The 26,317-nt window shown below is 51.5% G+C and carries 26 protein-coding genes and 1 tRNA gene; 19 read left to right on the top strand and 8 right to left on the bottom strand.

Annotation, left to right across the window (positions count from 1 at the left end):
- Window positions 1–42 precede the first annotated feature (42 nt).
- From OGV77_RS12755 to ruvX, 6 genes are all read left to right on the top strand, one after another.
- Window positions 43–540, top strand: coding sequence for a SprT family zinc-dependent metalloprotease (locus OGV77_RS12755; RefSeq protein ID WP_043017540.1), 498 nt, complete (start codon window positions 43–45; stop codon window positions 538–540).
- Window positions 541–634: 94 nt separating this feature from the next.
- A complete protein-coding gene (gene endA, locus OGV77_RS12750; RefSeq protein ID WP_043017541.1) occupies window positions 635–1,342 on the top strand; it encodes a deoxyribonuclease I in 708 nt (235 codons plus the stop codon).
- A gap of 74 nt (window positions 1,343–1,416) precedes the next feature.
- Window positions 1,417–2,148, top strand: coding sequence for a 16S rRNA (uracil(1498)-N(3))-methyltransferase (rsmE, locus tag OGV77_RS12745; RefSeq protein ID WP_016154393.1), 732 nt, complete (start codon window positions 1,417–1,419; stop codon window positions 2,146–2,148).
- A 19-nt stretch (window positions 2,149–2,167) separates the two neighbouring features.
- Window positions 2,168–3,115 (top strand): glutathione synthase, encoded by a 948-nt coding sequence (gene gshB / locus OGV77_RS12740; RefSeq protein WP_043017542.1) that lies wholly within the window; start codon window positions 2,168–2,170, stop codon window positions 3,113–3,115.
- 176 nt (window positions 3,116–3,291) lie between these two features.
- Complete coding sequence (locus tag OGV77_RS12735; RefSeq protein WP_003027086.1) at window positions 3,292–3,855, top strand: YqgE/AlgH family protein; 564 nt, start codon at window positions 3,292–3,294, stop codon at window positions 3,853–3,855.
- The gene (gene ruvX, locus OGV77_RS12730) at window positions 3,855–4,271 is read left to right on the top strand and encodes a Holliday junction resolvase RuvX (protein ID WP_008785771.1); all 417 of its coding nucleotides are present in this window, start codon (window positions 3,855–3,857) and stop codon (window positions 4,269–4,271) included. Before OGV77_RS12735 ends, ruvX begins: the two co-directional genes overlap by 1 nt.
- On the opposite strand, the gene OGV77_RS12725 is transcribed toward ruvX, so the two are convergent.
- Window positions 4,268–5,248 carry a type IV pilus twitching motility protein PilT gene (locus OGV77_RS12725; RefSeq protein ID WP_172862391.1) on the bottom strand — a complete coding sequence of 327 codons (981 nt, stop codon included), beginning with the start codon at window positions 5,246–5,248 and terminating at the stop codon, window positions 4,268–4,270. The two genes, ruvX and OGV77_RS12725, sit on opposite strands and share 4 nt — an antisense overlap.
- Window positions 5,249–5,265: 17 nt before the next feature.
- Here OGV77_RS12725 and OGV77_RS12720 point away from each other — a divergent pair, with 17 nt between their 5' ends.
- Genes OGV77_RS12720 through hemW form a run of 5 tightly spaced genes read left to right on the top strand, consistent with a single transcriptional unit; the run spans window position 5,266 to window position 8,572 of the window.
- Window positions 5,266–5,970, top strand: a complete 705-nt coding sequence (locus OGV77_RS12720) for a YggS family pyridoxal phosphate-dependent enzyme (RefSeq protein WP_075145648.1) — start codon at window positions 5,266–5,268, stop codon at window positions 5,968–5,970.
- Window positions 5,971–5,988: 18 nt separating this feature from the next.
- Window positions 5,989–6,555 carry a YggT family protein gene (locus OGV77_RS12715; RefSeq protein WP_087051206.1) on the top strand — a complete coding sequence of 189 codons (567 nt, stop codon included), beginning with the start codon at window positions 5,989–5,991 and terminating at the stop codon, window positions 6,553–6,555.
- Window positions 6,552–6,842, top strand: a complete 291-nt coding sequence (gene yggU / locus OGV77_RS12710) for a DUF167 family protein YggU (protein ID WP_005123286.1) — start codon at window positions 6,552–6,554, stop codon at window positions 6,840–6,842. The genes OGV77_RS12715 and yggU overlap by 4 nt, the downstream gene beginning before the upstream one ends.
- 7 nt (window positions 6,843–6,849) lie before the next feature.
- Window positions 6,850–7,443 (top strand): XTP/dITP diphosphatase, encoded by a 594-nt coding sequence (locus OGV77_RS12705; protein WP_047408837.1) that lies wholly within the window; start codon window positions 6,850–6,852, stop codon window positions 7,441–7,443.
- The gene (hemW, locus tag OGV77_RS12700) at window positions 7,436–8,572 is read left to right on the top strand and encodes a radical SAM family heme chaperone HemW (protein ID WP_087051205.1); all 1,137 of its coding nucleotides are present in this window, start codon (window positions 7,436–7,438) and stop codon (window positions 8,570–8,572) included. Before OGV77_RS12705 ends, hemW begins: the two co-directional genes overlap by 8 nt.
- Window positions 8,573–8,688: 116 nt before the next feature.
- Here the strand turns inward: hemW and ansB are convergent, their stop codons facing one another.
- From ansB to trmB, 4 genes are all read right to left on the bottom strand, one after another.
- Window positions 8,689–9,735 carry an L-asparaginase 2 gene (ansB, locus tag OGV77_RS12695; RefSeq protein ID WP_043017547.1) on the bottom strand — a complete coding sequence of 349 codons (1,047 nt, stop codon included), beginning with the start codon at window positions 9,733–9,735 and terminating at the stop codon, window positions 8,689–8,691.
- Window positions 9,736–9,923: 188 nt separating this feature from the next.
- The gene (locus tag OGV77_RS12690; protein ID WP_043017548.1) at window positions 9,924–10,643 is read right to left on the bottom strand and encodes a YggN family protein; all 720 of its coding nucleotides are present in this window, start codon (window positions 10,641–10,643) and stop codon (window positions 9,924–9,926) included.
- A gap of 49 nt (window positions 10,644–10,692) precedes the next feature.
- Window positions 10,693–11,019, bottom strand: a complete 327-nt coding sequence (locus OGV77_RS12685; protein ID WP_043017549.1) for a YggL family protein — start codon at window positions 11,017–11,019, stop codon at window positions 10,693–10,695.
- On the bottom strand, window positions 11,019–11,738 hold the full coding sequence (gene trmB, locus OGV77_RS12680; RefSeq protein WP_043017550.1) for a tRNA (guanosine(46)-N7)-methyltransferase TrmB: 720 nt from the start codon (window positions 11,736–11,738) through the stop codon (window positions 11,019–11,021). Before trmB ends, OGV77_RS12685 begins: the two co-directional genes overlap by 1 nt.
- Before the next feature lie 160 nt (window positions 11,739–11,898).
- Between trmB and mutY the strand changes: the two genes are divergently transcribed.
- From mutY to OGV77_RS12660, 4 genes are all read left to right on the top strand, one after another.
- Entirely contained in the window at window positions 11,899–12,951 is a 1,053-nt protein-coding gene (mutY, locus tag OGV77_RS12675; protein ID WP_087051271.1) for an A/G-specific adenine glycosylase, read from the top strand.
- A gap of 27 nt (window positions 12,952–12,978) precedes the next feature.
- Window positions 12,979–13,248 carry an oxidative damage protection protein gene (locus tag OGV77_RS12670; RefSeq protein ID WP_003027126.1) on the top strand — a complete coding sequence of 90 codons (270 nt, stop codon included), beginning with the start codon at window positions 12,979–12,981 and terminating at the stop codon, window positions 13,246–13,248.
- Window positions 13,249–13,334: 86 nt separating this feature from the next.
- Window positions 13,335–14,420: a membrane-bound lytic murein transglycosylase MltC gene (mltC, locus tag OGV77_RS12665; protein ID WP_087051204.1), complete on the top strand. Its 1,086-nt coding sequence runs from the start codon at window positions 13,335–13,337 to the stop codon at window positions 14,418–14,420.
- 210 nt (window positions 14,421–14,630) lie between these two features.
- On the top strand, window positions 14,631–15,887 hold the full coding sequence (locus tag OGV77_RS12660; RefSeq protein WP_043017551.1) for a nucleoside permease: 1,257 nt from the start codon (window positions 14,631–14,633) through the stop codon (window positions 15,885–15,887).
- Window positions 15,888–15,939: 52 nt separating this feature from the next.
- On the opposite strand, the gene OGV77_RS12655 is transcribed toward OGV77_RS12660, so the two are convergent.
- On the bottom strand, window positions 15,940–18,075 hold the full coding sequence (locus OGV77_RS12655; RefSeq protein WP_087051270.1) for an ornithine decarboxylase: 2,136 nt from the start codon (window positions 18,073–18,075) through the stop codon (window positions 15,940–15,942).
- A 468-nt stretch (window positions 18,076–18,543) separates the two neighbouring features.
- On the opposite strand from OGV77_RS12655, the gene OGV77_RS12650 reads away from it, so the two are divergent.
- The 4 genes from OGV77_RS12650 to OGV77_RS12635 all read left to right on the top strand — a co-directional run bounded on the left by OGV77_RS12650 (window position 18,544) and on the right by OGV77_RS12635 (window position 21,787).
- Entirely contained in the window at window positions 18,544–19,251 is a 708-nt protein-coding gene (locus tag OGV77_RS12650) for a DUF554 domain-containing protein (protein ID WP_087051203.1), read from the top strand.
- A 105-nt stretch (window positions 19,252–19,356) separates the two neighbouring features.
- Window positions 19,357–19,432: transfer RNA gene (locus tag OGV77_RS12645), tRNA-Phe, on the top strand.
- A gap of 636 nt (window positions 19,433–20,068) precedes the next feature.
- Window positions 20,069–21,145 carry a methyl-accepting chemotaxis protein gene (locus OGV77_RS12640; RefSeq protein WP_087051202.1) on the top strand — a complete coding sequence of 359 codons (1,077 nt, stop codon included), beginning with the start codon at window positions 20,069–20,071 and terminating at the stop codon, window positions 21,143–21,145.
- A gap of 45 nt (window positions 21,146–21,190) precedes the next feature.
- Entirely contained in the window at window positions 21,191–21,787 is a 597-nt protein-coding gene (locus tag OGV77_RS12635; RefSeq protein WP_087051201.1) for a dienelactone hydrolase family protein, read from the top strand.
- Between the two features lie 133 nt (window positions 21,788–21,920).
- Here the strand turns inward: OGV77_RS12635 and gss are convergent, their stop codons facing one another.
- Both gss and OGV77_RS12625 read right to left on the bottom strand, forming a co-directional pair.
- On the bottom strand, window positions 21,921–23,780 hold the full coding sequence (gene gss, locus OGV77_RS12630; RefSeq protein WP_087051200.1) for a bifunctional glutathionylspermidine amidase/synthase: 1,860 nt from the start codon (window positions 23,778–23,780) through the stop codon (window positions 21,921–21,923).
- A gap of 153 nt (window positions 23,781–23,933) precedes the next feature.
- A complete protein-coding gene (locus OGV77_RS12625) occupies window positions 23,934–26,222 on the bottom strand; it encodes an FdhF/YdeP family oxidoreductase (protein ID WP_087051199.1) in 2,289 nt (762 codons plus the stop codon).
- Between the last annotated feature and the right edge of the window lie 95 nt (window positions 26,223–26,317).

Genomic DNA, 26,317 nt, shown 5'->3' with positions numbered 1-26,317 from the left:
ACCTCTTGCAGTCCCTTCCCTGTCGCACTATCCTCTGCCGTTATGAAAACCTCCCGTCTCCCTATCGCCATCCAGCAAGCCGTTATGCGCAGCCTGCGGGAAAAACTCGCCCAGGCCAATCTCAAGCTGGAACGCCAATACCCGGAGCCAAAGCTGGTTTACCAACAGCGCGGAACCGCCGCGGGTACCGCGTGGCTACAAACCTATGAAATTCGCCTCAACCCCGTCCTGCTGATGGAGAACGTCGACGCGTTCGTTAACGAAGTGGTGCCCCACGAACTGGCGCATTTACTGGTGTGGAAGCACTTTGGCCGCGTGTCGCCGCACGGGAAAGAGTGGAAATGGATGATGGAGAGCGTACTGGGCGTACCAGCCCGGCGTACGCATCAATTTGAACTGCAATCGGTGCAGCGTAAGACCTTTACTTACCGCTGTAAGTGTCAGGAACACCAACTGACCGTTCGTCGACATAACCGTGTTGTACGTGGTGAGGCCACCTACCGCTGCGTTCACTGTGGCGAACCGCTGGTTGCGGAATAATCTTCAGAATTATCAGTAACCTTTCTGATCTAACTGATTGCATACAGGAAAAACTTTCGCTACGTTGCGGGCTCGTTTTGACACGGAGTTCGTGATGTACCGTAATCTTTCTTTTGCTGCGGCCCTGTTAGCCGCAGCGTTTTCAGGTCCGGTTTTAGCCGAAGGCATCAACAGCTTTTCTCAGGCAAAAGCGGCGGGCGTCAAAGTTAACGCCGATGCGCCGGGCGATTTCTATTGTGGCTGTAAAATTAACTGGCAAGGCAAAAAAGGGGTCGTTGACCTCGAATCATGTGGCTATAAAGTACGAAAAAATGAAAACCGCGCCAGCCGAATTGAATGGGAGCACGTTGTCCCCGCCTGGCAATTTGGTCATCAGCGCCAGTGCTGGCAGGATGGAGGGCGCAAAAACTGCGCCAAAGATCCGGTCTATCGCAAAATGGAAAGCGATATGCATAACCTGCAGCCTGCGGTCGGTGAAGTAAATGGCGATCGCGCAAACTTTATGTACAGCCAGTGGAACGGTGGCGAAGGTCAGTATGGGCAATGCACTATGAAGGTTGATTTCAAAGAGAAAGTTGCCGAACCGCCAGCCCGCGCCCGCGGCGCCATCGCACGCACCTATTTTTACATGCGTGACCAGTACGACCTGACGCTCTCTCGCCAGCAAACTCAGCTTTTTAATGCCTGGAATAAGCAATATCCGGTCACCGACTGGGAGTGTGAGCGCGACGAACGCATCGCGAAGGTACAGGGCAACCATAACCCATATGTGCAACGCGCTTGCCAGGCGCAAAAGAGCTAACCTACACTAGCGTCAATATTTTTAACCATGCCCTGGCCTTTCGTAGCCCAGGGCTAAGACGCGGATGTTAAACTATGCGCATTCCTCGCATTTATCACCCTGAGCCACTCACTTCCGGCAGCCAAATATCACTGTGTGAAGATGCAGCCAACCATATTGGCCGCGTGCTGCGTATGGGACCGGGCCAGGCGCTACAGCTGTTTGATGGCAGCAATCAGGTATTCGACGCTGAAATCACCCACGCCAGTAAAAAAAGCGTGGATGTGAAGGTGCTTAACGCCGAACTCGACGATCGTGAATCGCCGTTGCACATCCACCTGGGTCAGGTGATGTCGCGCGGAGAAAAAATGGAATTTACTATCCAGAAATCGATCGAACTGGGTGTAAGCCTCATTACGCCACTTTTTTCTGAGCGCTGCGGCGTTAAACTGGACAGCGAACGCCTGAACAAGAAGCTCCAGCAGTGGCAGAAAATCGCTATTGCCGCCTGCGAACAGTGCGGTCGTAACCGGGTGCCTGAAATTCGCCCGGCAATGGATTTGGAAGCGTGGTGCGCGGAACAGGACGAAGGTCTGAAACTGAACCTGCATCCGCGCGCCAGCGCCAGCATCAATACGCTGCCGCTGCCGGTGGAACGCATCCGCTTGCTGATTGGCCCGGAAGGCGGGTTGTCGGCTGATGAAATTGCCATGACCGCACGCTATCAGTTTACTGATATTCTGTTAGGACCTCGCGTTCTGCGTACTGAGACAACTGCGCTCACCGCCATTACCGCGTTACAAGTGCGTTTTGGCGATCTGGGCTAAGGCATAAACGGAGAAGAACATGATTAAGCTCGGCATCGTGATGGATCCCATCGCAAGCATCAACATCAAGAAAGATTCCAGCTTCGCTATGCTGCTGGAAGCGCAACGTCGCGGTTACGAAATTCATTATATGGAGATGGCCGATCTTTATCTGGAAAACGGTGAAGCCCGCGCCCGCACGCGTACCCTGAGCGTAGAGCAGAACTACGACAAGTGGTATGAGTTTAAGAGCGAGCAGGATCTCCCGCTGGCAGACCTGGACGTCATTCTGATGCGTAAGGATCCGCCGTTTGATACCGAGTTCATCTACGCGACCTATATTCTGGAACGTGCAGAAGAGAAAGGAACGCTAATCGTCAACAAACCGCAGAGCCTGCGCGATTGCAACGAAAAGCTGTTCACCGCATGGTTTGCCGACCTGACGCCGGAAACGCTGGTCACGCGTAACAAAGCGCAGCTGAAAGCCTTCTGGCAAAAACACAGCGACATCATTCTCAAACCGCTGGACGGCATGGGCGGCGCATCTATTTTCCGCGTGAAGGAAGGCGATCCGAACCTCGGCGTGATTGCTGAAACGCTGACCGAGCATGGTACCCGCTACTGCATGGCGCAGAACTATCTGCCAGCAATTAAAGATGGCGATAAACGCGTGCTGGTGGTCGATGGCGAACCCGTTCCGTACTGCCTGGCGCGTATTCCACAGGGCGGTGAAACCCGTGGCAACCTGGCCGCCGGTGGCCGTGGCGAGCCGCGTCCATTAACCGACAGCGACTGGGAAATCGCACGCCGCATTGGGCCAACGCTGAAAGCGAAAGGTTTGATTTTTGTCGGTCTGGATATCATTGGCGATCGCCTGACAGAAATTAACGTCACCAGCCCAACCTGTATTCGTGAAATTGAAGCGGAGTTCCCGGTTTCGATTACCGGTATGCTGATGGATGCCATTGAAGCGCGTTTGCAGAAATAAATATGTTGCCGGATAGCGACGCCATCGCGCCTTATTCGGCCTGGAATTACACCCCGTAGGCCGGATTAGGCGAAGCCGCCATCCGGCAAAGCTATCTTCAGAGGGTGACATCTTCGAGCTTTGCCCACATACTGGGCTCTGTTGCTTTTTTGAACCAGGAAACAGAACCTCTGACAATGAATTTACAGCATCACTTTCTGATTGCCATGCCTGCTCTCCAGGATCCGATTTTCCGCCGTTCCGTGGTGTACATCTGTGAACATAATGAGAACGGAGCAATGGGGATTATCGTTAATAAGCCTCTGGAAAACTTACAGATTGAAGGAATTCTGGAAAAGCTGAAGATAACGCCAGAAGAACGCGATCCGGCCATTCGTCTGGATAAACCGGTGATGCTCGGCGGACCGCTGGCGGAAGACCGTGGGTTTATTCTGCATACCCCGCCGTCACGCTTTGCATCCAGTATCCGCATCTCAGATAACACCATCATCACCACCTCCCGCGATGTATTAGAAACTCTGGGTACGCAGGAGCAACCGTCCGAGGTGCTGGTTGCGCTGGGTTATTCATCATGGGAAAAAGGTCAACTGGAGCAAGAGCTACTGGATAACGCCTGGCTCACGGCCCCCGCAGACCTCAACATCTTATTCAAAACGCCGATTGCCGACCGCTGGCGCGATGCGGCGAAGCTTATCGGGATTGATATTCAGACCATGCCTGGCGTGGCGGGACATGCCTGATGAGCGGAACATTACTCTCTTTTGATTTTGGTACAAAAAGTATCGGCGTCGCGGTTGGCCAACGCATTACCGGTACGGCAAGACCCTTGCCCGCCATCAAAGCGCAGGACGGTACGCCGGACTGGAGTTTGATTGAACGTCTGCTCAAAGAGTGGCAGCCGGACGAAATTATCGTAGGTCTGCCGCTCAACATGGATGGCACCGAACAACCCCTTACTGCGCGCGCGCGCAAGTTCGCTAACCGCATTCACGGTCGCTTTGGCGTTACCGTAACGCTGCACGATGAACGCTTGAGCACCGTCGAAGCCCGCTCTGGCCTGTTTGAGCAAGGCGGATACCGGGCGTTGAATAAAGGCAAAGTAGACTCCGCTTCTGCCGTGGTCATCCTCGAAAGCTATTTCGAGCAGGGCTACTAAAGCCGCCCCTGCGCCTGTCGCTGCTGCAGACTTTGTGCAAACGTCTGCATGCCTGTCTGCTGCCCGGTTTGAATTACGCCGGGTAGCTGATGCGTTTTCCCTTCACGAATCAAATTGCCCACGGCGGGCGTGTTGACAAGCAGCTCGAATAGCGCCACGCGTCCTCCCAGCTTATCTTCCTCCAGCTTTTGCGAAAGCACTGCCCGCAGGCTGTCTGCCAGTTGATTACGCACCGGATCCTTCTCCTGCGCGGGAAAGGTATCCACCAGCCGTGCGATAGCCTGCGCAGCCCCTCGCGTATGTAACGTTGCCAGCACCAGGTGCCCGGTTTCCGCTGCCGTTAATGCCAGACGAATGGTTTCCACGTCGCGCAGTTCGCCCAGCAAAATGACGTCGGGATCTTCACGCAGCGCGCCGCGCAAGCCAGCGGCAAAAGAAGCACAGTGAACGCCCACCTCCCGTTGTTGAATAAGACAGCGCTGGCTGGAGTAGCGATATTCAATCGGGTCTTCCAGCGTCAGAATATGCCCCGCAATATGCTGATTAAGGTACTCCACCATCGCTGCCAGGGTCGTTGATTTACCGCTGCCGGTGGCTCCCGTGACCAGAATCAATCCATGTTCACTGTGCAGCAGTTCAGGTATGGCCTCGGGAGTCTGGAGATCGTCTAAACGTGGACAATCAAGCGGGAGCAATCTTAGCGCCAGCGACGTACCCTGTTGATGAACAAAAGCGCTGGCGCGCAGACGTCGGGAATCTGCCAGCGCAATAGCAAAATCAATCTGCCCCTGTTTCCGCCACTGTACCTGTTGTTGCTCGCTGAGCCAGCACATCAGCAGATTCTCCACGTCAGGCGGAGTAAATGGCGCGATTTCGACTTTTCCACGTATGCGCCAACGCGCAGGCCATGCATTGCACAGGTGTAGATCCGACACGTTATGCTTTACACTAAGGGCCACTATTTCTTCCATATTCATATGAACATCCTCGGAAAATGAACGATATCGCGCATAACCTGGCACATGTCCGGGACAAAATCTCAGCCGCCGCGACGCGTTGCGGGCGGTCTTCAGAAGAAGTTATGTTGCTTGCAGTCAGCAAAACCAAACCTGCGAGCGCCATCGAAGAAGCCATTACCGCAGGGCAGCGTGCCTTCGGTGAAAACTATGTTCAGGAGGGGGTGGATAAAATCCGCTACTTCCAGGAAAAAGGGGTTAACGATCTGCAGTGGCACTTTATCGGCCCGCTGCAGTCCAACAAAAGCCGTCTGGTCGCTGAACATTTTGACTGGTGCCATACGATCGACCGTCTGCGTATCGCTGCCCGACTGAGCGAACAGCGCCCGGCACAACTGCCACCGCTCAATGTACTGATTCAGATTAATATCAGTGATGAGAACAGTAAGTCAGGAATTCCGCTGGCAGAGCTTGAGGCACTGGCCGCTGACGTCGCGGCACTGCCGCGCATTACCCTGCGTGGTTTGATGGCGATCCCGGCGCCAGAGTCAGATTATGTAAGGCAGTTTGAAGTTGCACAGCAAATGGCGGTAGCATTTGCCGGGTTGAAAACACGTTACCCAAGTATCGACACACTCTCACTGGGGATGTCTGATGATATGGATGCCGCAATCGCGGCGGGTAGCACGATGGTGCGCATCGGCACTGCCATTTTTGGTGCTCGTGATTACACTAAAAAATAAGGAAAACTAAGGAACACCATGAATACGTTGACCTTCCTGCTCTCAACGGTAATTGAGCTGTATACCATGGCGCTGCTGCTGCGCGTGTGGATGCAATGGTCTCGCTGCGATTTTTACAACCCGTTCTCGCAGTTTATAGTGAAAATCACTCAACCTATTATTGGGCCGTTACGCCGCATTATTCCCCCGATGGGACCGATCGACAGCGCATCGGCATTAGTGGCGCTGATTCTCAGCTTTATCAAAGCAATCGTGCTGTTTAAGGTGGTCACGTTCCAGCCGATCATCTGGATCGCCGCCGTGCTGATTGTCCTGAAGACCATCGGATTGCTGATTTTCTGGGTACTGTTGGTGATGGCGATTATGAGCTGGGTCAGCCAGGGCCGCAGCCCCGTGGAGTACGTGCTGATTCAACTGGCAGATCCGCTGCTGCGCCCTATCCGTCGCATACTTCCAGGCATGGGCGGGATCGATTTCTCGCCAATGATTCTGGTTCTGCTGCTCTATGTCATTAATATGGGCATCGCAGAAGTGTTACAGGCGACAGGCAACATGCTGCTGCCGGGGCTGTGGATGGCGCTATGAGTGCCGTTACACCCTGCGACGACGGTCTGGTTTTACGGCTCTACATTCAGCCTAAAGCCAGCCGTGACAGTATTGTGGGTTTACATGGCGACGAGCTAAAAGTCGCCATTACCGCCCCACCGGTTGATGGACAAGCCAATAGCCATCTGGTGAAGTTTCTCGGTAAACAGTTCCGCGTAGCAAAAAGCCAGGTCGTCATTGAGAAGGGCGAGCTTGGTCGTCACAAACAGGTTAAAATCATTCATCCGCAACAGATCCCGCCCGAAATTGCGGCGCTAACTGATTAGGTATCCCATGCAAAAAGTTGTCCTCGCGACCGGCAATGCCGGTAAAGTGCGTGAACTCGCCTCTCTTCTGAGTGATTTCGGTCTTGATGTTGTTGCCCAAACGGATCTGGGTGTTGATTCTGCAGAAGAGACCGGACTGACGTTTATTGAGAACGCCATTCTGAAGGCGCGTCACGCCGCGCAAATTACCGGCTTACCGGCCATTGCTGATGACTCAGGTCTGGCGGTAAATGCCCTTGGCGGCGCGCCAGGCATCTATTCAGCCCGCTACTCCGGCGAAGATGCGACCGATCGGCAGAACCTGGAAAAACTGCTTCACACCCTGCAGGATGTTCCTGATGACAAGCGTCAGGCACAATTCCATTGCGTGCTGGTGTATATGCGCCATGCAGACGATCCTACTCCTTTAGTTTGTCACGGAAGCTGGCCGGGCGTGATTACCCGCGAACCTGCCGGAAACGGTGGCTTTGGCTACGACCCCATCTTCTTTGTACCGTCTGAAGGGAAAACCGCCGCCGAGCTGACCCGTGAAGAAAAAAGTGCGATTTCTCACCGTGGACAGGCGCTGAAGCTGCTGCTGGATGCCCTGCGTAATGGTTAAGCTTCCGCCGCTAAGTCTTTATATTCACATCCCGTGGTGCGTGCAGAAATGCCCTTACTGCGACTTCAACTCGCATGCGCTAAAAGGCGAAGTCCCTCATGACGACTATGTGCAGCATCTGCTGAGCGATCTGGATACTGAGGTGGCTCACGCCCAGGGACGTGAAGTAAAGACGATTTTTATCGGGGGTGGTACGCCGAGCCTGCTTTCTGGCCCGGCAATGCAAACGCTGCTCGACGGCGTACGCGCACGGCTGAATCTGGCCGCAGATGCAGAAATCACGATGGAGGCGAATCCCGGGACGGTGGAAGCCGATCGCTTTGTTGATTATCAACGCGCTGGTGTCAACCGCATCTCGATTGGCGTACAGAGCTTTAGCTCCGCCAAACTCGAGCGTCTGGGACGTATTCACGGGCCGGAAGAAGCCAAACGAGCGGCAAACCTGGCGAGCGGTCTGGGGCTACGCAGCTTTAACCTCGACCTGATGCATGGTTTACCGGATCAGACGCTGGAAGAAGCTTTGGGCGACTTACAGCAAGCCATCGCGCTCAACCCGCCGCATCTTTCCTGGTATCAGTTGACCATCGAACCCAACACGCTGTTCGGTTCCCGACCGCCGGTGTTACCGGACGATGACGCGCTGTGGGATATTTTTGAGCAAGGCCACCAGTTGCTGACCGCCGCAGGGTATCAGCAGTACGAAACCTCAGCCTATGCGAAACCAGGCTATCAGTGTCAGCACAACCTTAACTACTGGCGTTTTGGCGACTATCTCGGTATTGGCTGCGGCGCGCATGGCAAAATCACGTTCCCGGACGGACGCATCCTGCGCACCACCAAAACGCGGCACCCACGCGGTTACATGCAAGGGCGTTACCTGGAAAGCCAGCGTGATGTTGCCGAAGCCGACAAGCCGTTCGAGTTCTTTATGAACCGTTTCCGGTTACTGGAAGCCGCGCCGCGTGCAGAGTTCACGCAATATACCGGGCTTACCGAAGACGTTATTCGCCGGCAGATCGATGAGGCTATCGCCCAGGGCTACCTGATTGAATGCGATGAGTACTGGCAGATCACCCAACACGGTAAGCTGTTTTTGAATTCGCTGCTGGAGCTGTTTCTGGCGGAGTAATACGGTAACGATGTAGGCCGTATAAGGCCTTGAGCCGCCATCCGACAAATTGCCTGATGGCGCTGCGCTTATCAGACCTACAGGGTTAGGGCGATAAGCGCAGCCACCTTCATCGATTAATACTGATTAAACATTTCCTGAATCTGCTTAGGATCCTTGGTTTGGGTCAGCGCAAGCTGCAGCAGAACACGCGCTTTTTGCGGGTTCAGAGAGCCTGAAGCCACAAAGCCGTATTTCGCATCATCAATTTCAGCATCCTGCGTGGTGGAGCCGGTTGGTACACGGGATGAACGCACTACAACGGTACCTTTGTGCGCGGCAGTTGCCAGCGTATCGAAAATGGTTTTATACAGGTTACCGTTACCTACACCCGCACTGACGATCCCGGCGTAACCCGCGTCCACCAGCGCTTTTGCCGGCAGATCGGATGCGTTAGCGTAGTTGTAAACAATCCCAACTTTCGGCAGTTCGGTCAGCTTAGACACATCGAACGGCGTAGACGTGGTGTGCTTACGCGCAGGCGTACGCTGGTAGTCAATCTTACCGTTATGGATGTAGCCCAGCGGGCCATAGTTAACGGATTTGAAGGTGGCGACATCGGTAGTGTTGGTTTTGGTCACGTCGCGGCCATCCATAACGGTGTCGTTCATCACCACCAGCACACCGCGGTTGGCAGAGGCTTTGTCTGCTGCGGTAACCACTGCGTTATACAGATTGAACGGGCCATCAGCGCTCATACCTGTAGACGGACGCATTGCGCCGACCAGCACCACCGGCTTGTTGCACTTGACGGTCAGGTCGAGGAAATAGGCGGTTTCTTCCATGGTATCCGTACCATGAGTTACCACGAAGCCGTCGGTTTTATCACACTCGGTATTAATCTTTTTCGCCAGTGTTAACCAGACTTCGTCATTCATATCCTGGGAGCCGATGTTCACCACCTGCTCGCCTTTCACAACGGCGATATCTTTCAACTGAGGTACGGCATCAACCAGATTTTCTACGCCGACCTTGCCTGCCGTGTAGTTAGATTTTGTCGCGGAATCACCGCCGCCGGCAATCGTTCCGCCAGTAGCTAAAATGGTGATGTTTGGCAATGCCAGCGCCGCGCCGCTGAAACCCATAACCAGTGCGGCAAGTGCCGTTCTCTTGAAAAACTCCATGTTATTTCTCCAGTTACTTGAATTTGCAGCATTATGTCTATCTTACAGATGAATAATGTGACGCCATCCAATTAACCAGATTTATATCTCCATCAAATTGTTATTCTTAGAGATGGATATCAAAAAAACAGAAAAGTACAAAATAAAACGGCACAGAATGTTTCTGTGCCGTTAAAAAGAGGTGAAGATTATTTCAGAGCGCTAACCAGCGTTTTACGATCGTTTTCCAGCGTCACGACGCGGGCGCAAACATCTTTACCAAACTGCTGGAAGTCTTGTTCCTGATTCTTCCATTCGTTCTGAATTGAGGTCTGCAAACCGCCGAGGCTTCCGAGTACGCCCTGCAGCGGATTACCACCGCCTTTGAGCACGGCTTTCGCCCCCATCTCGTTGATGCTGTCCTGTAAAATACCGCCCATCGCCTGATTCACCAGCTGTTGTCCGTCCGCGCGAACCTGATCAATCGCCTTATAATGGAAGGTCAGGCCGTCAGTACGATGCTCAATGATGCGGTTCATCTGCGCTTTCAACTGCGCATCCAGCTTGGTTAAGCGGCCACGCATGTTGCTGCTTTCGCCGACCTCTTTGGCGATGATTTTGTCCAGCGCCACGCGACCTTTCTCCACGCGCGCTCTGGCACCTTCATCAATCCATGGCAGGCTACTACGCAACGCCGCCTGATAATCTTTGGCCTGCTCACGCTGTGCGGCGTTCAGGTTGTACTGTTTACCGTTAAAGGTAACATCACCGGACTGGGTAATAACCAGGTCGCCGTTCTCCCCCTTCACCTGCACAGTTTGTGGGCTCAAAATCACATCGTCACGCGGGGTGACGCTGCACTGATAATCGGCATGTGCGGCCATCGCCGTGAACGTTAGGACTGCCGCCAGCAGCGTTTTGCGCATCATATCTTTCCCTCAATACAAATCGGGCCGGCATTTGCCGACCCTGTGCTACTTAGTCCCACCAAATATCGAAAAGTTCGCTGGTACGCACTTCTTCAAGTTTGTGTTCTTCCAGCCACTTACGCACGATAGCCTGATGTTCTTCGGTGCATTTGCCGATTTCCTGCAGACAGATCAGACCTTCCCAGGCCAGATAGCCGCTGCCGTCAAAGGCCAGTTTGTTCGGTTCGATAACTTCATTGATAAAGTCATCAACGATTTGATCGACCTGCTCTCCGGATGTACCTTCCGGGAAACGCCATGCAACCGAAAATCCTATTTCCTGGAATTCGTCGATGTGCATCTTTTTACGCAGACGACGGCTACGGTTCTTTGCCATTATTTCACCCTCTCGAACATTAAGTCCCATACGCCGTGGCCAAGACGATGACCACGTTGTTCAAATTTGGTTACCGGGCGCGATTGTGGGCGCGGTACATAATCGTTACTCTCTGACTGGTTTTTATACCCGTCAATTGAGGACATTACTTCCAGCATGTGCTCCGCGTAGGCTTCCCAGTCGGTTGCCATGTGGAACACGCCGCCCAGCTTCAGCTTGCTTAAGATATGCTCAGCAAACGGTACCTGAACGATACGGCGTTTATTATGACGTGCTTTATGCCACGGGTCAGGGAAAAACAGCTGAACCATAGATAAAGAATTGTCAGGAATCATTTTATGCAGGACTTCAACGGCATCATGGCACATGACGCGCAGATTCTCGACGCCCTCTTCATGGGCTGAAGCCAGACACGCGCCAACACCCGGCGAGTGAACCTCAATGCCGAGGAAATTTTGTTCCGGGCACGCTTTCGCCATCGCCACCAGCGAAGCCCCCATACCAAAACCGATTTCCAGCGTGACTGGCGCGTCGCGACCAAACAATACTGCGAAATCCACAGGCTCTTCGCTGAACTCAACGCCCATCACCGGCCAGTAGTTTTCCAGCGCGTGTTCCTGCCCTTTCGTCAGTCGCCCCTGGCGACGAACAAAACTACGAATCCGGCGCAGCGGGCGGCCGTTTTCATCAAATTCCGGTGAAATGACGTCGTTCTTCATAAAAGTTTAGTCTGCTGTGATTGAGTTCTGAAAACGGGCATTATCCAAAGTTAGTTGCCGGATGCAAGTAAAGGAAGAAAGTGAGCAGCGGAAAGTTCCGGTTTACACCCCGTTGCCGCTGTGCTGCAATCTTGCCCCCGGCAATAATGAAACGGTAATCATGCAAGCGTCTCAATTCTCGGCTCAGGTTTTGAGCTGGTACGACAAATACGGGCGGAAAACGCTGCCCTGGCAAATTGACAAGACGCCTTACAAAGTATGGCTCTCTGAGGTGATGCTGCAACAAACTCAGGTTGCCACCGTCATCCCCTATTTTGAGCGCTTTATGGCGCGCTTCCCAACGGTAACGGATTTAGCCCATGCGCCGCTGGATGAAGTCCTGCATTTATGGACCGGGCTGGGCTATTACGCCCGTGCGCGAAATCTGCATAAAGCGGCGCAGCAGGTTGTGACGCTGCATGGCGGCATATTCCCGCAAACCTTTGATGAGGTGGCCGCCCTGCCAGGCGTCGGACGTTCAACCGCAGGCGCGATCCTTTCTCTCTCTCTGGGTCAGCATTTTCCGATTCTCGACGGTAACGTCAAACGCGTGCTGGCTCGCTGTTATGCTGTAAGCGGGTGGCCGGGTAAAAAAGAGGTTGAAAAGAAACTGTGGGAGTTGAGCGAGCAGGTTACGCCTGCCCACGGGGTTGAGCGGTTTAATCAGGCGATGATGGATTTAGGCGCCATGGTCTGTACGCGCTCAAAACCTAAATGCTCCCTGTGTCCGTTGGAAAATGGCTGCGTGGCGAGCGCCAGTGCAAGCTGGGCGCTGTATCCGGGTAAAAAACCGAAACAGACGTTACCGGAACGGACGGGCTATTTTTTACTGATGCAACATGATGATGAGGTGCTGCTCGCGCAGCGTCCCCCCAGCGGCTTATGGGGGGGTTTATACTGTTTTCCGCAGTTTGACGATGAAGATGGGCTACGCAACTGGCTGGCGCAACGACAAATTAACGCAGATAATCTGACCCAACTTAATGCGTTTCGCCATACCTTTAGCCATTTCCACTTAGATATTGTGCCTATGTGGCTTCCCGTGTCTTCATTCAGCTCATGCATGGATGAAGGCAACGCGCTCTGGTATAACTTAGCGCAACCGCCGTCGGTCGGACTGGCGGCTCCCGTGGAGCGTTTGTTACAGCAATTACGTGCCGGTACACACGTTTAATGTACCGGACGATAGAGAGGACTTTTTATGAGCAGAACGATTTTTTGCACTTTCCTGCAACGCGAAGCAGAAGGACAGGATTTTCAGCTGTATCCGGGCGATTTGGGAAAACGTATTTATAACGAGATTTCTAAAGAAGCATGGGCGCAGTGGCAGCATAAACAGACCATGCTGATTAACGAGAAAAAACTCAATATGATGAACGTCGAACACCGTAAGTTACTGGAACAGGAGATGATTAACTTCCTGTTTGAAGGTAAGGATGTGCATATTGAAGGCTATACGCCAGAGTCATAAGAACCGATGCCGGGTGGCGCTGCGCTTATCCGGCCTACGATTTAATCTGGTCCTTGCAAATAACAAACACAACACGCACTCCCGGAATGATGAAAAAATTTCTCGCGCTTGCCGTTATTGCGCCGTTGCTCATCTCCTGTTCCAGTACGACCAAAAAAGGCGATTCCTATAACGAAGCCTGGGTCAAGGATACCAACGGTTTTGATATTCTGATGGGGCAATTTGCCCATAACATTGAGAACCTGTGGGGATTTAAGGAAGTGCTGATTGCGGGTCCGAAGGACTACGTAAAGTATACCGATCAGTACCAGACCCGCAGCCATATCAACTTTGATGACGGTACGATAACCGTCGAGACCATTGCCGGGACAGATCCCGCCGGACACCTGCGTCGGGCGATTATCAAGACGTTGCTGATGGGCGACGATCCGGGCTCTATTGATCTCTATTCCGATGTCGATGACATTAAGATTTCCAAAGAGCCGTTCCTGTATGGACAGGTGGTCGATAATACCGGCCAGCCCATTCGTTGGGAGGGACGCGCCACCAACTTTGCCAACTACCTGCTGCAAACGCGACTAAAAAGCCGCAGCAATGGCTTGCGTATCATCTATAGCGTGACGATCAATCTGGTGCCGAACCACCTTGATAAGCGCGCGCATAAATACGTTGGCATGGTGCGCCAGGCTTCACGTAAGTATGGCGTCGACGAGTCGCTGATTCTGGCCATCATGCAAACCGAATCCTCATTTAACCCGTATGCGGTCAGCCATGCCGATGCGCTGGGGCTGATGCAGGTGGTACAGCACAGCGCCGGGAAAGATGTGTTCCGCTCGCAGGGGCGCTCAGGCACGCCGAGCCGTAGCTTCCTGTTTGACCCAGCCAGCAACATTGATACCGGTACCGCCTATCTGGCAATGCTCAACAATGTCTATTTGGGCGGCATCGATAATCCGACCTCGCGTCGCTATGCGGTGATCACCGCGTATAACGGCGGTGCAGGCAGCGTGCTGCGCGTGTTCTCGAACGATAAAATTCAGGCCGCAAATATCATTAACAGCATGTCCCCTGGGGACGTTTATCAAACGCTGACCAGCCGACATCCGTCTGCTGAATCACGCCGATATCTTTACAAGGTCAATTCCGCTCAAAAATCATATCGACGCCACTAATGTATCCCTCTTCTGCCCCGCTAAACGGGGTCCAGAAGAGGGTAAAATGTTAACCCCATCACTCTTTTGCTTTGCAATCAGAAATTGTTTGCAAATATTTGTCACAGGTAACAAAAAAAGAGTGCCTCTCGTTGATAGAATCACATCATATAGCCACGGCAAATGTGCCTTTTAAAACATTCATCCGCATTACGGTGTGAGGAAATTAACATGAATCTTAAGCTGCAGCTGAAAGTTCTCTCGTTTCTGCAGTTCTGCTTATGGGGTAGTTGGCTCACTACCCTCGGCTCCTATATGTTTGTCACCCTTAAATTCGATGGTGCATCCATTGGCGCAGTTTATAGCTCGCTGGGGATCGCCGCCGTGTTTATGCCGACGCTGTTAGGGATCGTGGCCGACAAATGGATCAGTGCGAAATGGGTTTACACCATTTGTCACCTGGTCGGCGCTGCAACGCTGTTCGCCGCAGCCGAGGTCACCACGCCAGGCGCCATGTTCTTTGTGATCTTGCTTAACTCGCTGGCCTATATGCCAACGTTGGGGTTAATCAACACTATCTCTTACTATCGCCTGCAGTCGGCCGGAATGGATATCGTTACAGACTTCCCGCCAATCCGTATCTGGGGCACCATCGGTTTTATTATGGCGATGTGGGCAGTAAGCTTCTCCGGCTTTGAACTGAGCCATATGCAGCTGTATATCGGTGCAACGCTGTCCGTGGTACTGGCGCTGTTCACCCTGACGCTGCCGCATATTCCGGTCGCCAACCAGCAGAAAAACCAGAGCTGGACGTCAATGCTTGGCCTGGATGCCTTCGCGCTGTTTAAAAACAAACGTATGGCGATTTTCTTCATCTTCTCGATGATGCTGGGCGCAGAGCTGCAAATTACCAATATGTTCGGTAATACGTTCCTGCACAGCTTCGATAATAACCCGCTGTTCTCCGGTAGCTTCATCGTTGAACACGCATCGGTGATGATGTCGATTTCGCAGATTTCCGAGACCCTGTTTATCCTGACCATCCCGTTCTTCTTAAGCCGTTACGGTATTAAGAACGTGATGCTTATCAGTATTGTGGCGTGGATGCTGCGCTTCGGCCTGTTTGCCTACGGCGATCCAACGCCGTTCGGTACCGTGCTGCTGGTTCTGTCGATGATTGTTTACGGCTGTGCCTTCGACTTCTTCAACATCTCTGGCTCCGTATTCGTAGAGAAAGAAGTTCGCCCTGAGATCCGCGCCAGCGCACAGGGTATGTTCCTGATGATGACCAACGGCTTCGGTTGTATTCTGGGCGGTCTGGTGAGCGGTAAAGTCGTTGAATACTATACCTTGAACGGTATTACCGACTGGCAGACCGTGTGGCTAATCTTCGCAGGTTACTCGCTAGTTCTGGCTTTTGCCTTCGTTGCGCTGTTTAAATACAAACACGTACGCGTTCCGGCAGGCACTCAAACTATCGCGCACTAACGTTTACGCAGAGAAAAGCGGGTTGCCAAAAGGTAACCCGCTTTTTTTGCGCTTACTTCACAACATATCCATACAGACGCTTAATACCGTCTGCATCCGTTTCACTGTAAACACCTTGCAGTTCCGGCGAGAAGCCTGGCAACAGGTTTACGCCCTCTTCCAATGCCAGGAAGTACCGTTGCACCGCCCCGCCCCATACTTCGCCCGGAACCACACACAGCACGCCCGGAGGATAAGGCAGCGCACCTTCCGCCGCAATGCGGCCAGCAGCGTTACTAATACGCACCAGTTCAACATCACCACGGATAAAAGCGCTGTTGGCATCCTGTGGGTTCATCGCCACGACAGGCAAACTCTCCTGACGGAACATCGCTTTTTGCAGATCTTTCACATCAAAGCTGACGTACAGTGAGTGCATCTCCTGACACAGTTCACGCAGCGTGTAATCCCGGTAGCGTACCGGATACTTGTTGAAGATGGTGGGCAGCACGTCTGCCAGCGGCGTATCGTCCTCAATATGCTGCTCAAACTGCGCCAACATCGCCACCAGTTGCGCCAGTTTTTCAGTGCTTTCTGCCGGAGTCAGCAGGAACAGAATCGAGTTGAGATCGCATTTCTCCGGCACGATACCGTTTTCACGCAGGTAATGCGCCAGAATCGTCGCCGGAATACCAAACTCAGTATATTGCCCGGTTTGCGCATCAATGCCCGAGGTGGTTAACAACAGTTTGCAAGGGTCGACAAAATACTGGTCGCGCGCGTAGCCGGAAAAACCATGCCATTTAGCACCCGGTTCAAAGCTAAAGAAGCGGCGTTCGCTGGCAATCACCTGCGTCGGGTAGCTTTCCCAGGGTTTGCCATCGACTAGCGGAGGAATAAAAGGCTGAATCATCTTACAGCGGGCAATAATCGCTTTACGGGCCTCAATGCCCAGCGCCACACACTCCGCCCATAGCCGACGGCCACTCTCGCCTTCATGAATTTTGGCGTTCACGTCCAACGCCGCAAACAGCGGGTAAAACGGACTGGTGGAAGCATGCAGCATAAATGCATTATTCAGACGCTTATGCGGGCAGAACCGCGCCTGGCCGCGAATATGGTTATCCTTTTTGTGGATCTGCGAGGTTTGCGAGAATCCTGCCTGCTGTTTGTGTACCGACTGAGTGACAAAGATCCCCGGATCGTTAGCATTGAGCTCCAGCAGCAGCGGTGACCCATCGGCCATCATCGGAATAAATTGCTCGTAACCGACCCATGCGGAGTCAAACAGGATGTAATCGCACAGATGACCGATCTTGTCGATCACCTGCCGGGCGTTGTAGATCGTACCGTCATAGGTACCGAGTTGAATGATCGCCAGACGAAACGGACGAGATCGTTCGGCCTTTTGTGGCGCAACTTCACGAAGCTGCTGACGCAGATACGCCTCATCAAAGCAGTGCTCGTCAATGCCGCCAATAAAGCCAAACGGATTACGCGCAGCTTCCAAATAGACTGGCGTAGCGCCCGCCTGGATCAGCGCGCCGTGGTGGTTTGACTTGTGGTTGTTGCGGTCAAACAGCACCAGATCGCCACGCGTCAGCAGCGCATTGGTTACCACTTTATTGGCCGCAGAGGTCCCATTCAGCACAAAATAGGTTTTATCCGCGTGGAAAACTTTCGCGGCAAATTTCTGCGCATGTTTCGCTGATCCTTCATGAATCAACAGATCGCCAAGCTTAACATCGGCGTTGCACATATCCGCACGAAACAGGTTTTCGCCAAAAAACTCGTAGAAATGTCGGCCCGCCGGATGCTTCTTAAAAAACTCACCGTGCTGATGTCCCGGGCAGGCAAATGTGCTGTTCCCCATCTCGACATACTGGGTGAGCGTGTCATAGAACGGTGGCAGCAACTCTTCCTCATACTGACAGGCAGCAGACTCCAGTTCCAGCCAGTCCTGAGCCTGACCGCGAATAACCGCATTAATACCCGCAGGCACATCGACATCAGATTCTGCGAACAGAAACACCGGTATATGAAAACCAGTGCGTTTCAGCAAAGCCAGGATCCCGCTGCGACTGTCCGCAACGGTAATGACGACTGCCGCAACGTCAGTAAAATCGGTACTGTCCAGTGACACCACCTGACGATGGCTGGACAGGCGAGAAACCAGTTCACTACTGGCGGCAATTTTCATTGATTTCATAAGCGCAATAACCCGTTTCGGGAAAATCAAAAGTCCCGGACAAAGCCACATTGCTTTGCCCACGAAATGACAGGTCAAACTGGTTACCAGCCCCGACCGCCAGACATCAGTAAAAGCAGATAGCCTCTGATTTTACTGTTATCCTGCAGTGAGCGTGCGCTGCCCTCACCGCATGGTGGGAGGGTAAAGATAAGTCGCAGGAAGGGGCAAACGTCGCGCAAAAAGGCGATATTGAAGGCGATGTAGGGGGAGTAATTTCATCCCAGGCAGCCCCATTCAGACAGGAGAAAATTCGCGCAATCATGGCACCTTTCACTTACAGGCGCAAGATAAAATCCGGTGCGAAAACCTCACAGATAAACAAACATTTTGTCTGAAATTAGCGGCATAATAATGCAATCTGAAACATAATTTCACCCAGCCAATTGCCTTTAGTATCAAGACGATAATGGGTATGCAGGAGCAAACGTGGTAATCGGACCCTTTATTAATGCCAGCGCCATTTTATTTGGTGGCGTTCTCGGCGCGCTGCTCAGCCAACATTTACCAGAACGCATTCGTGCCTCCATGACCTCCATATTCGGACTGTGCTCTTTGGGGATTGGTATTTTGCTGGTTATCAAATGCGCTAACCTGCCGGTGATGGTTCTGGCAACGCTGGTCGGTGCTTTAATTGGCGAGTTCTGTCATCTGGAAAAAGGAATCAATACCGCGGTTGCCAAAGCACAACAGTTTTTCACCCGCTCGGATGCCAATGTAACGCACGAGTCTTTTATTCAAAGCTATGTGGCCATAATCGTGCTGTTTTGCGCCAGTGGTACCGGGATCTTCGGCGCGATACACGAAGGGATGACCGGCGATCCTAATATTTTAATCGCCAAGTCGTTTCTTGATTTCTTCACGGCCATCATCTTTGCCTGTTCGCTGGGAATTGCGGTATCTGCCATTTGCGTACCAATGCTGGTAATCCAATTAACGCTTGCCACTTGTGCAGCACTGATTTTGCCTCTGACGACACCATCCATGATGGCTGACTTTAGCGCCGTAGGTGGTCTGCTGTTGCTGGCAACGGGCTTACGTATTTGCGGCATCAAAATGTTCGCCGTCGTGAATATGCTGCCCGCCCTGCTGCTGGCCATGCCGCTCTCCGCCGCGTGGACGGCATTTTTTGCCTGAGAATGCGTGCAATTGCAGCAATGTGGTGATAGATTGTGCAGTCTGCATTGATTTGAAGAAATTTCGTTGACGAAGCGAAGCGAATCGGGTTTAATGCGCCTCGTTGCCCGGATAGCTCAGTCGGTAGAGCAGGGGATTGAAAATCCCCGTGTCCTTGGTTCGATTCCGAGTCCGGGCACCACTATTTAAAGAACCCGCCCTAGAGGCGGGTTTTTGCTTTTGGAGAAACGGACTCCCATCAAGCACCGTTCGATTATTCATCGCCAGCGGCTCTCACCTACGGGGCCAGCACGACAAGCGCGCTGTTCAACGCCTGCGGCGTGAGTCCGTGCTCTGGCACCGCTATTATTAAAGACACATTAATAATGTTGCATTTTAACCGGCGGTTATCACATTCTCAATTTTGCTTATGTACTCGATAAATAGTGATACACCTGACCGCTTTCTGAATTTTGCAATACATACATAAATGATGTAATCCAACTACACATTCAGGCTGCAGAGTGATAACACAGGAATATTTAGGTTAAGCCAAAATATAAAGCTAACAGATAGAAATCTTCCCCCCCCTGAAAATTCATCATCTGTAATAGCAAACTGATATATAATCTTTATCTGAATAGTATTACACTCACATTTAGAATAAATCCATTAAAATACCCCCTCCCCTGCACAATAATTCAATAAAACAATTATCAAGAGATTATAATATATCAAGCAATACTAACCAAAAACATATTGACGTAATCTATAATATAGGAGATAAATATATAAAATAATCACCTCCAGAAATTATTATCGAAAAAGGATTGATAAGATGATCAGGAAAATTATCGCTAAGATAACCAAAAGGTATAATAGTTATAATTACGACACGTCTTCCGACATCATCGAGGCAGAAGCCCTCATCGCTGAACAAAAAACAGATAATTACAATAAAATAATCTGCCATCATTTCACTTCTGGCATATCAACACTGAACTTGATAAGAACATCGTTAATTTCGACTCATGAACAACTAAATACAGAAAAAGATAAAATAACTGAGTTAAATGCACAAAATAATAAAGCCATGCATTCTCTTGAATCACTCGTTATTGAGATCAATGAGGCAGGTAAAGAATCAGCAGAAATTCAAAAACAAATGACTCAGCTTAAGTTATCACTGATTGAAATTAATGATGCAATTAAAGATATACAGAAAATTGCCAATCATACAAATTTAATTGCAATAAATTCAGCAATTGAAGCTGCCCGTGTAGGTGAGGCAGGAAGAGGATTTAGCGTTATCTCAAAAGAAGTTAGACAACTGGCTGAAAACGTTAAAACGTGCACTAACCATATATTCTTGCAAACAGAAACCCTCCAGAATAATGGTTCCACGGTTGATATCTCCATCGAAGCACAGCTAGCAATAATCACAAAAATAACTCAACATATAAACGAAGTTGTTTTTTCTATTAAGAGTGTAATTGAAAAATCAGCCGCGATGAAATCAATTATTGACTACATATCAAATTTACTATTTTTAAGCATTATTAAAATGGATCATGTTATCTGGAAAATAGATCTATATAAAAAGCTTACCGAGAATAAATTGGATGATACGTTAACATCATACAGTCAGTGCAGACTGGGGAAATGGTATTACGGAGATACTGGTAGATGTTTCACTCATTTAGCGGGATTTAAAAACCTGGAAGCGCCTCATCAGATGTTACATAATTCCGGCGTTCTTGCAATCGAGTATTCGGTTTCGGGCGACCATGAGCATATGTCCCTGGCGTTAAAAAGAATGGAACAGGCCAGTGATGAGGTAATGAATCAGCTTGAGATTCTTGGCAATGAGATCTTCAGGGAAGTTGTAAAATTTACGCCTGACGATAATCCCTGACGAATTTATTATTAAAAAATAGTTAAGTACTATTGGAGATGGCTGATGTTTACTCTATTATCTAAAAATGAAAATGCTGTGATAGTTTTACATGAAATTTATGGATTTAATAATCATATCAAGCAAACATGTAAAGAGCTGCATAACTCAGGACTTGATGTATATTGCCCAAATTTCTTGAACCGCGAAGAACCTTTCAAATACGATCAACATAGCCAGGCATACGATTATTTTATGAAGTTCTGCGGATTCGATACATCAATGGTCTTCGATTTACTGACAGGAATACGTGAGAATTATAAAAAAATAATAATCGTCGGATTCAGTGTTGGAGGGACATTAGCATGGCTTTGTTCGGAGAATACTCAGTGCGATGGTGTCGTCAGCTTCTACGGAAGCCGTATACGTGATTATACTGATATTATGCCAAACTGCCCAACGTTGGTTATCCAGGCAAAATATGAAGAAGCCTATGATCCTTACTTTCTCCAGCATAAACTCAGTCAGTATTCATCAGTATCGTTTCATATATTCAACAGCCGTCACGGATTTTGCGACCCTTATAATAAGGCTTACAATCAGCCTGAATCAGCGAAAGCGCTGACTCTTTCGCATGATTTTATCGCGAGGATCATCAACTAAGTTAATATAAGCGCTGACTTTTTTGATGATACTAAGTTGGCGTATTTCCAGTGCTATCGCTTTGACATGGGTTAAAATCAGCGCAGGTCAAAAGCCCCCGTGATGGCGGCATCACCACCACAGGGGTACGCAATTACTCTTTAACCACAATCAACGGTTCAATATCACTCTCTTTTTTTATTACCAGTGACTCATCGCCGCGCAGGCAGGTACCGCCGTAGTTACCGCCTACGGTAAAGGTGCAAACCTGGATATATTTACCGGCAACCTTTGGCAGACACCAAAGTTGCTGATAAATATTCTTTTGCTCGGCAAACTTACCGCTGGTTTTATCCAGGAGCTCTTCCTGATGGCTCACCAGATCGATGTTACTGCCACAACGTCCTGCAATAGGTTTCACCGCATAACCGGTTTGCGCCAGCTCTTCATTAACAGTGAAATCAGTATCAAGCAGATAGCGGTGATGCGGAAACAGTTGCCACAAAATAGGCAGAATTGCTTTGTTGCCAGGGATCACCGTCCACAGAGGTTCGAAGACCAACACTTCCGGGCGCAGCAGCACGTCGATCAAACGCACTTCCTGATTCGTATGCCCGGTACGAATTGGCACCGCAGCGTACTCCGTTTCGCTGACCTCTCGCACCTGCTCAATCGCGGTTTCCCATGCCCAGGTTTTCCAGACACAGTTAACCAGACGACCGTCACCGTCAATCAGCTGACCGGCGTCATCCCAACGTAGCTCATCGAGGCCACGCAGAATTTTGCTGTCAAACCCAGCCTGACGCAGCGCCTGCTGCATAAACTGCGCGTGATAGTTTTCCTCTATATCCTTATCCTGCATGATGTGGACAAAAGGACGCGCGCGGCTGTGCTTCCAGGCACCCGCCAGTTCGTTGATCAACCCTTCAGCCGGGTTGTGTCCCTGCCCTTTGTAACCCCGTTCTGCCCATCTTTCGAGGATCAAACCGGCTTCGGTATGGCACGATGCGGAATCGGCGTTGTACTCATACACCTTCAGTCCGCGTTCATCCATACAGAAATCCATACGCCCCGTGATCATGTGATGCCGCCGACGCTGCCAGGAAAGGCGCAGACGCGGCCAGAGGATTTTCGGGATATCAAACAGCGCCAGCAGGTTATCGTCTTTCAGCACCTTGTCAGTCGCATGTAAATACATCAAGTGCAGCTCGTTGGTGGCTTTGATCAGTTCCTGCTCGGCACTCTCGGTAATGGTGAAGTACTGATGCGGATCCTGATTGATGACGTGACCGTTCGCCAGCACGTAGGCTTTTTGCAGCGGATCCTGTTCATCCAGCCATTTACCGTCAAACTGCCCGTTATCTTCCAGTCGTGCGCCGCCAATTTTCAGCGAGTCGTTGGCAATCTCCGGCTGCGGCAAACTGTCACGCGTGTCATCGGTCTGGATCATCCAACCAAGAATGGTGGTGTCGTCAAAGGTATCACGCAGGGTGTAACAACCGTTTTCAACCACCATTTCCAGTTCACGGGTCCACTGTTGTCCGGGAGGTAGCGGCGTATGGAGCACGTTCTGTTCGGCAATACGAATTTTGTTTTCCAGCAACTGGGTAACGACCGCCACATGCCCGGTATCTTTAAATTCACCGCCTTTTTGCCAGATAAGCAGAGCGCCTGCTACCGGAGCGCGGGGCGAACCATTCGGAAATGCTTGTAACGGCAGGATATTGTCATTCACCACTTCGCGCAGGAAGCGTAAGGAGAAGATCTCCCAGGCCATGCCCACATCGGTGAAGACCACGCCATAGTTAAGGAAGAGAAAGCGGCGTGCGAACTCTACGCACTGCCATTTGTGGCCCATGTATTCATCATCGATATAGCTGCGAAATGCCGCATCATCGTCGTAGTCCCGTGGGTCGAGGGAGCTGTAATCTGAAGAGTAAATTGCTACACCGCCTGGGGCGTAGCCCAATAATGTCCCGAATGGGGCATCCTGACTGGTCGTTCCTTTGCTCATGCACCTTACCTCAAAACAATACAGCCTGAGCAGGTTGGCGTGAATTTTTCGCTCTGATTACCTGCTCTGCGACACTAACCGGACAGAGGTCGATATCATCATACACCTCAACGCAGCGACTGGCGCTCAGAGGCGAAAAATTCACAGCAGGAACTACGCTTTTGTCAGGGTGACCGGTACGCTTTTATACGCCGGAGTCAAACTTTGTGTGTCTACCGCTTCCAGCGAAAGCAGGACATTCGCTTCAGGCAGATAAGCGCCTATTGAGCCCGCCGCCATGTTGTAAATCACTACTGTTAAGCCGTACATGATGCGATCCGCGCAGGGCTGGCCGTTGTCGTCCAGCGCCTGAATATTGACCACATCGCCCTGGTCCAGGCCACGGCTCGCCGCCTCTTCGGCGCTTAAAAACACCACATCCCGACGACCGGCAATGCCACGATAGCGGTCGTTCATACCATAAATAGTGGTGTTGTACTGATCGTGACTACGCAGCGTTGCCAGTACCAGCGCATCAGCAGGCTGATTTTCCCGCTCAACCGCCCGTTGATGGCTGACGATAAAGTTGGCTTTGCCATTCTCCGTTCGCCATTCACGGTGCGAAGCAGGCGTATCCATGCGAAATCCTCCCGGCTCGGCAATACGTGCGTTGTAGTTGTGGAATGCGGGAATCACGGCTTCAATGGCGTCACGGATCAACGTGTAATCTCCGGTTAACGCTTCCCAGTTTACCGGCGAAAGCGGCAGCGTAGCGCGCGCCATACCCGCCACAATCGCGGGCTCCGATTTTAACCAGCGGGAAGCCGGTTTCAGCGCGCCACAGGAAGCGTGAACCATCGACATAGAATCTTCGACGGTCACCGACTGGATCCCCGTTGCCTGCATGTCGCGCTCCGTTCGGCCTAATGCAGGTAGCAGGTAGTTATGCTTTGCCAGCAGCAGATGCGACCTGTTCAGTTTGGTCGCCACATGGACCTGCAGATCCAGATTTTTCATCGCCGCAAAGGTACGCTGCGGTTGCGGCATCGCCACCGCCAAATTGCCGCCCATGCAGATAAGCGCTTTTGCGTCTCCCCGCTCGATGGCGCGAATACTCTCCACGCTGGAGCGGCCATGTTTGCGCGGAACGCGGATAGAAAAATGCGTCTCAAGGCGTTGCAGGAACTCTTCGGACGCCGCTTCGTTGATCCCCACGGAACGATCGCCCTGCACGTTAGAGTGACCGCGCAACGGGCAGATCCCCGCGCCCGGCTTACCCATATTGCCTTTCAGCAGCAGCAGGTTTACCAGTTGCTGGACGTTCTCAGTGCCGTTTTTATGCTGGGTGATGCCCAGTCCATAACAAACGATAGTGGCACTGGATTTACTGTAGCTGTGCGCCAGATCTTCCATCTGGCTACGCGTCAGACCCGAGTCCTGCTCCAGCTCCGCCCAGTTATGCTGACGTAAGTCGTCATACAGCGCTGCATATCCCGCGGTATGCTCTTCGATAAACGCATGATCGAGCGTCGGCTGCTGATCCAGTAAGATCCGCGCTTCGTCCATTTCGATCAGCGCTTTCATGATGCCTTTGAGCAGCGAAGCGTCACCGCCCATTTTTACCTGGTAGTAGTCGTTGCTTAGCTCCGTTGCCTGACCGGTGAACATCTCTTTCGGGCTTTGCGGGAAGCTAAAGCGCTCAAGCCCCCGCTCGGCCAGGGGATTGATGGAGATAATTTTAGCGCCACGCCTGGCAACGTCGCGTAAGGTGGTCAGCATGCGTGGATGGTTAGTGCCGGGGTTATGCCCGATACAAATCACCAAATCGCAGTGGTCAAAATCCTCCAGTTCAACGGTCCCTTTCCCAAGGCCAATGGCAGGAGTTAGCCCTGCGCTGGTCGGTCCGTGGCACATGTTTGAGCAATCAGGGAAGTTGCTGCTGCCATATTCGCGGGCAAACAGCTGATACAAGAACGCCGCTTCATTTGATGTTCTGCCGGAGGTGTAAAACTCAACCTGTTGTGCTGAATCATAGCCGCGCAGACGCTCGCCGATCTCCTGGAAGGCGATATCCCAATCCACCGCCTGCCAGGTGTCTGTTGAGGCATCGTATTTCATTGGATGCGTCAAACGACCGATATTTTCCAGTTCATAATCGCTGTAGTGCCAGAGTGTAGAAACCGGATGACGGCTGAAAAATTCCGGTGACGCTTTCTTGCTGGTTGTCTCCCAGGAGACCGCCTTAACGCCATTTTCGCACAACTCCATTGGCGCACGGTGCCCTGGATCCGGCCACGCACAGCCCGGACAATCGAACCCTTTCACCTGGTTCATTTTGAACATCGCGATAATGTCACGGGCGACAGCCTTTTGCGAAAACACCGAAGCAGTGACGGCTTTTACCGCGCCCCACCCACCCGCCGGGCCCTGATAACCGCTTACTCCTGGAACACCATTTTTCATTATTACTGCTTATTCACCGCCAATTTTTGATGGTGAATACGGTAGCAATTTCCGTCCAACATTGATTTCCTCTTCATGGAGTACGGACCGGGTAC

Origin of the sequence: Citrobacter sp. Ce129 (assembly GCF_030334545.1) — a bacterium.
GTDB classification, from domain to species: Bacteria; Pseudomonadota; Gammaproteobacteria; order Enterobacterales; family Enterobacteriaceae; genus Citrobacter; species Citrobacter europaeus.
This window is presented reverse-complemented; position numbering and strand designations above follow the sequence as displayed.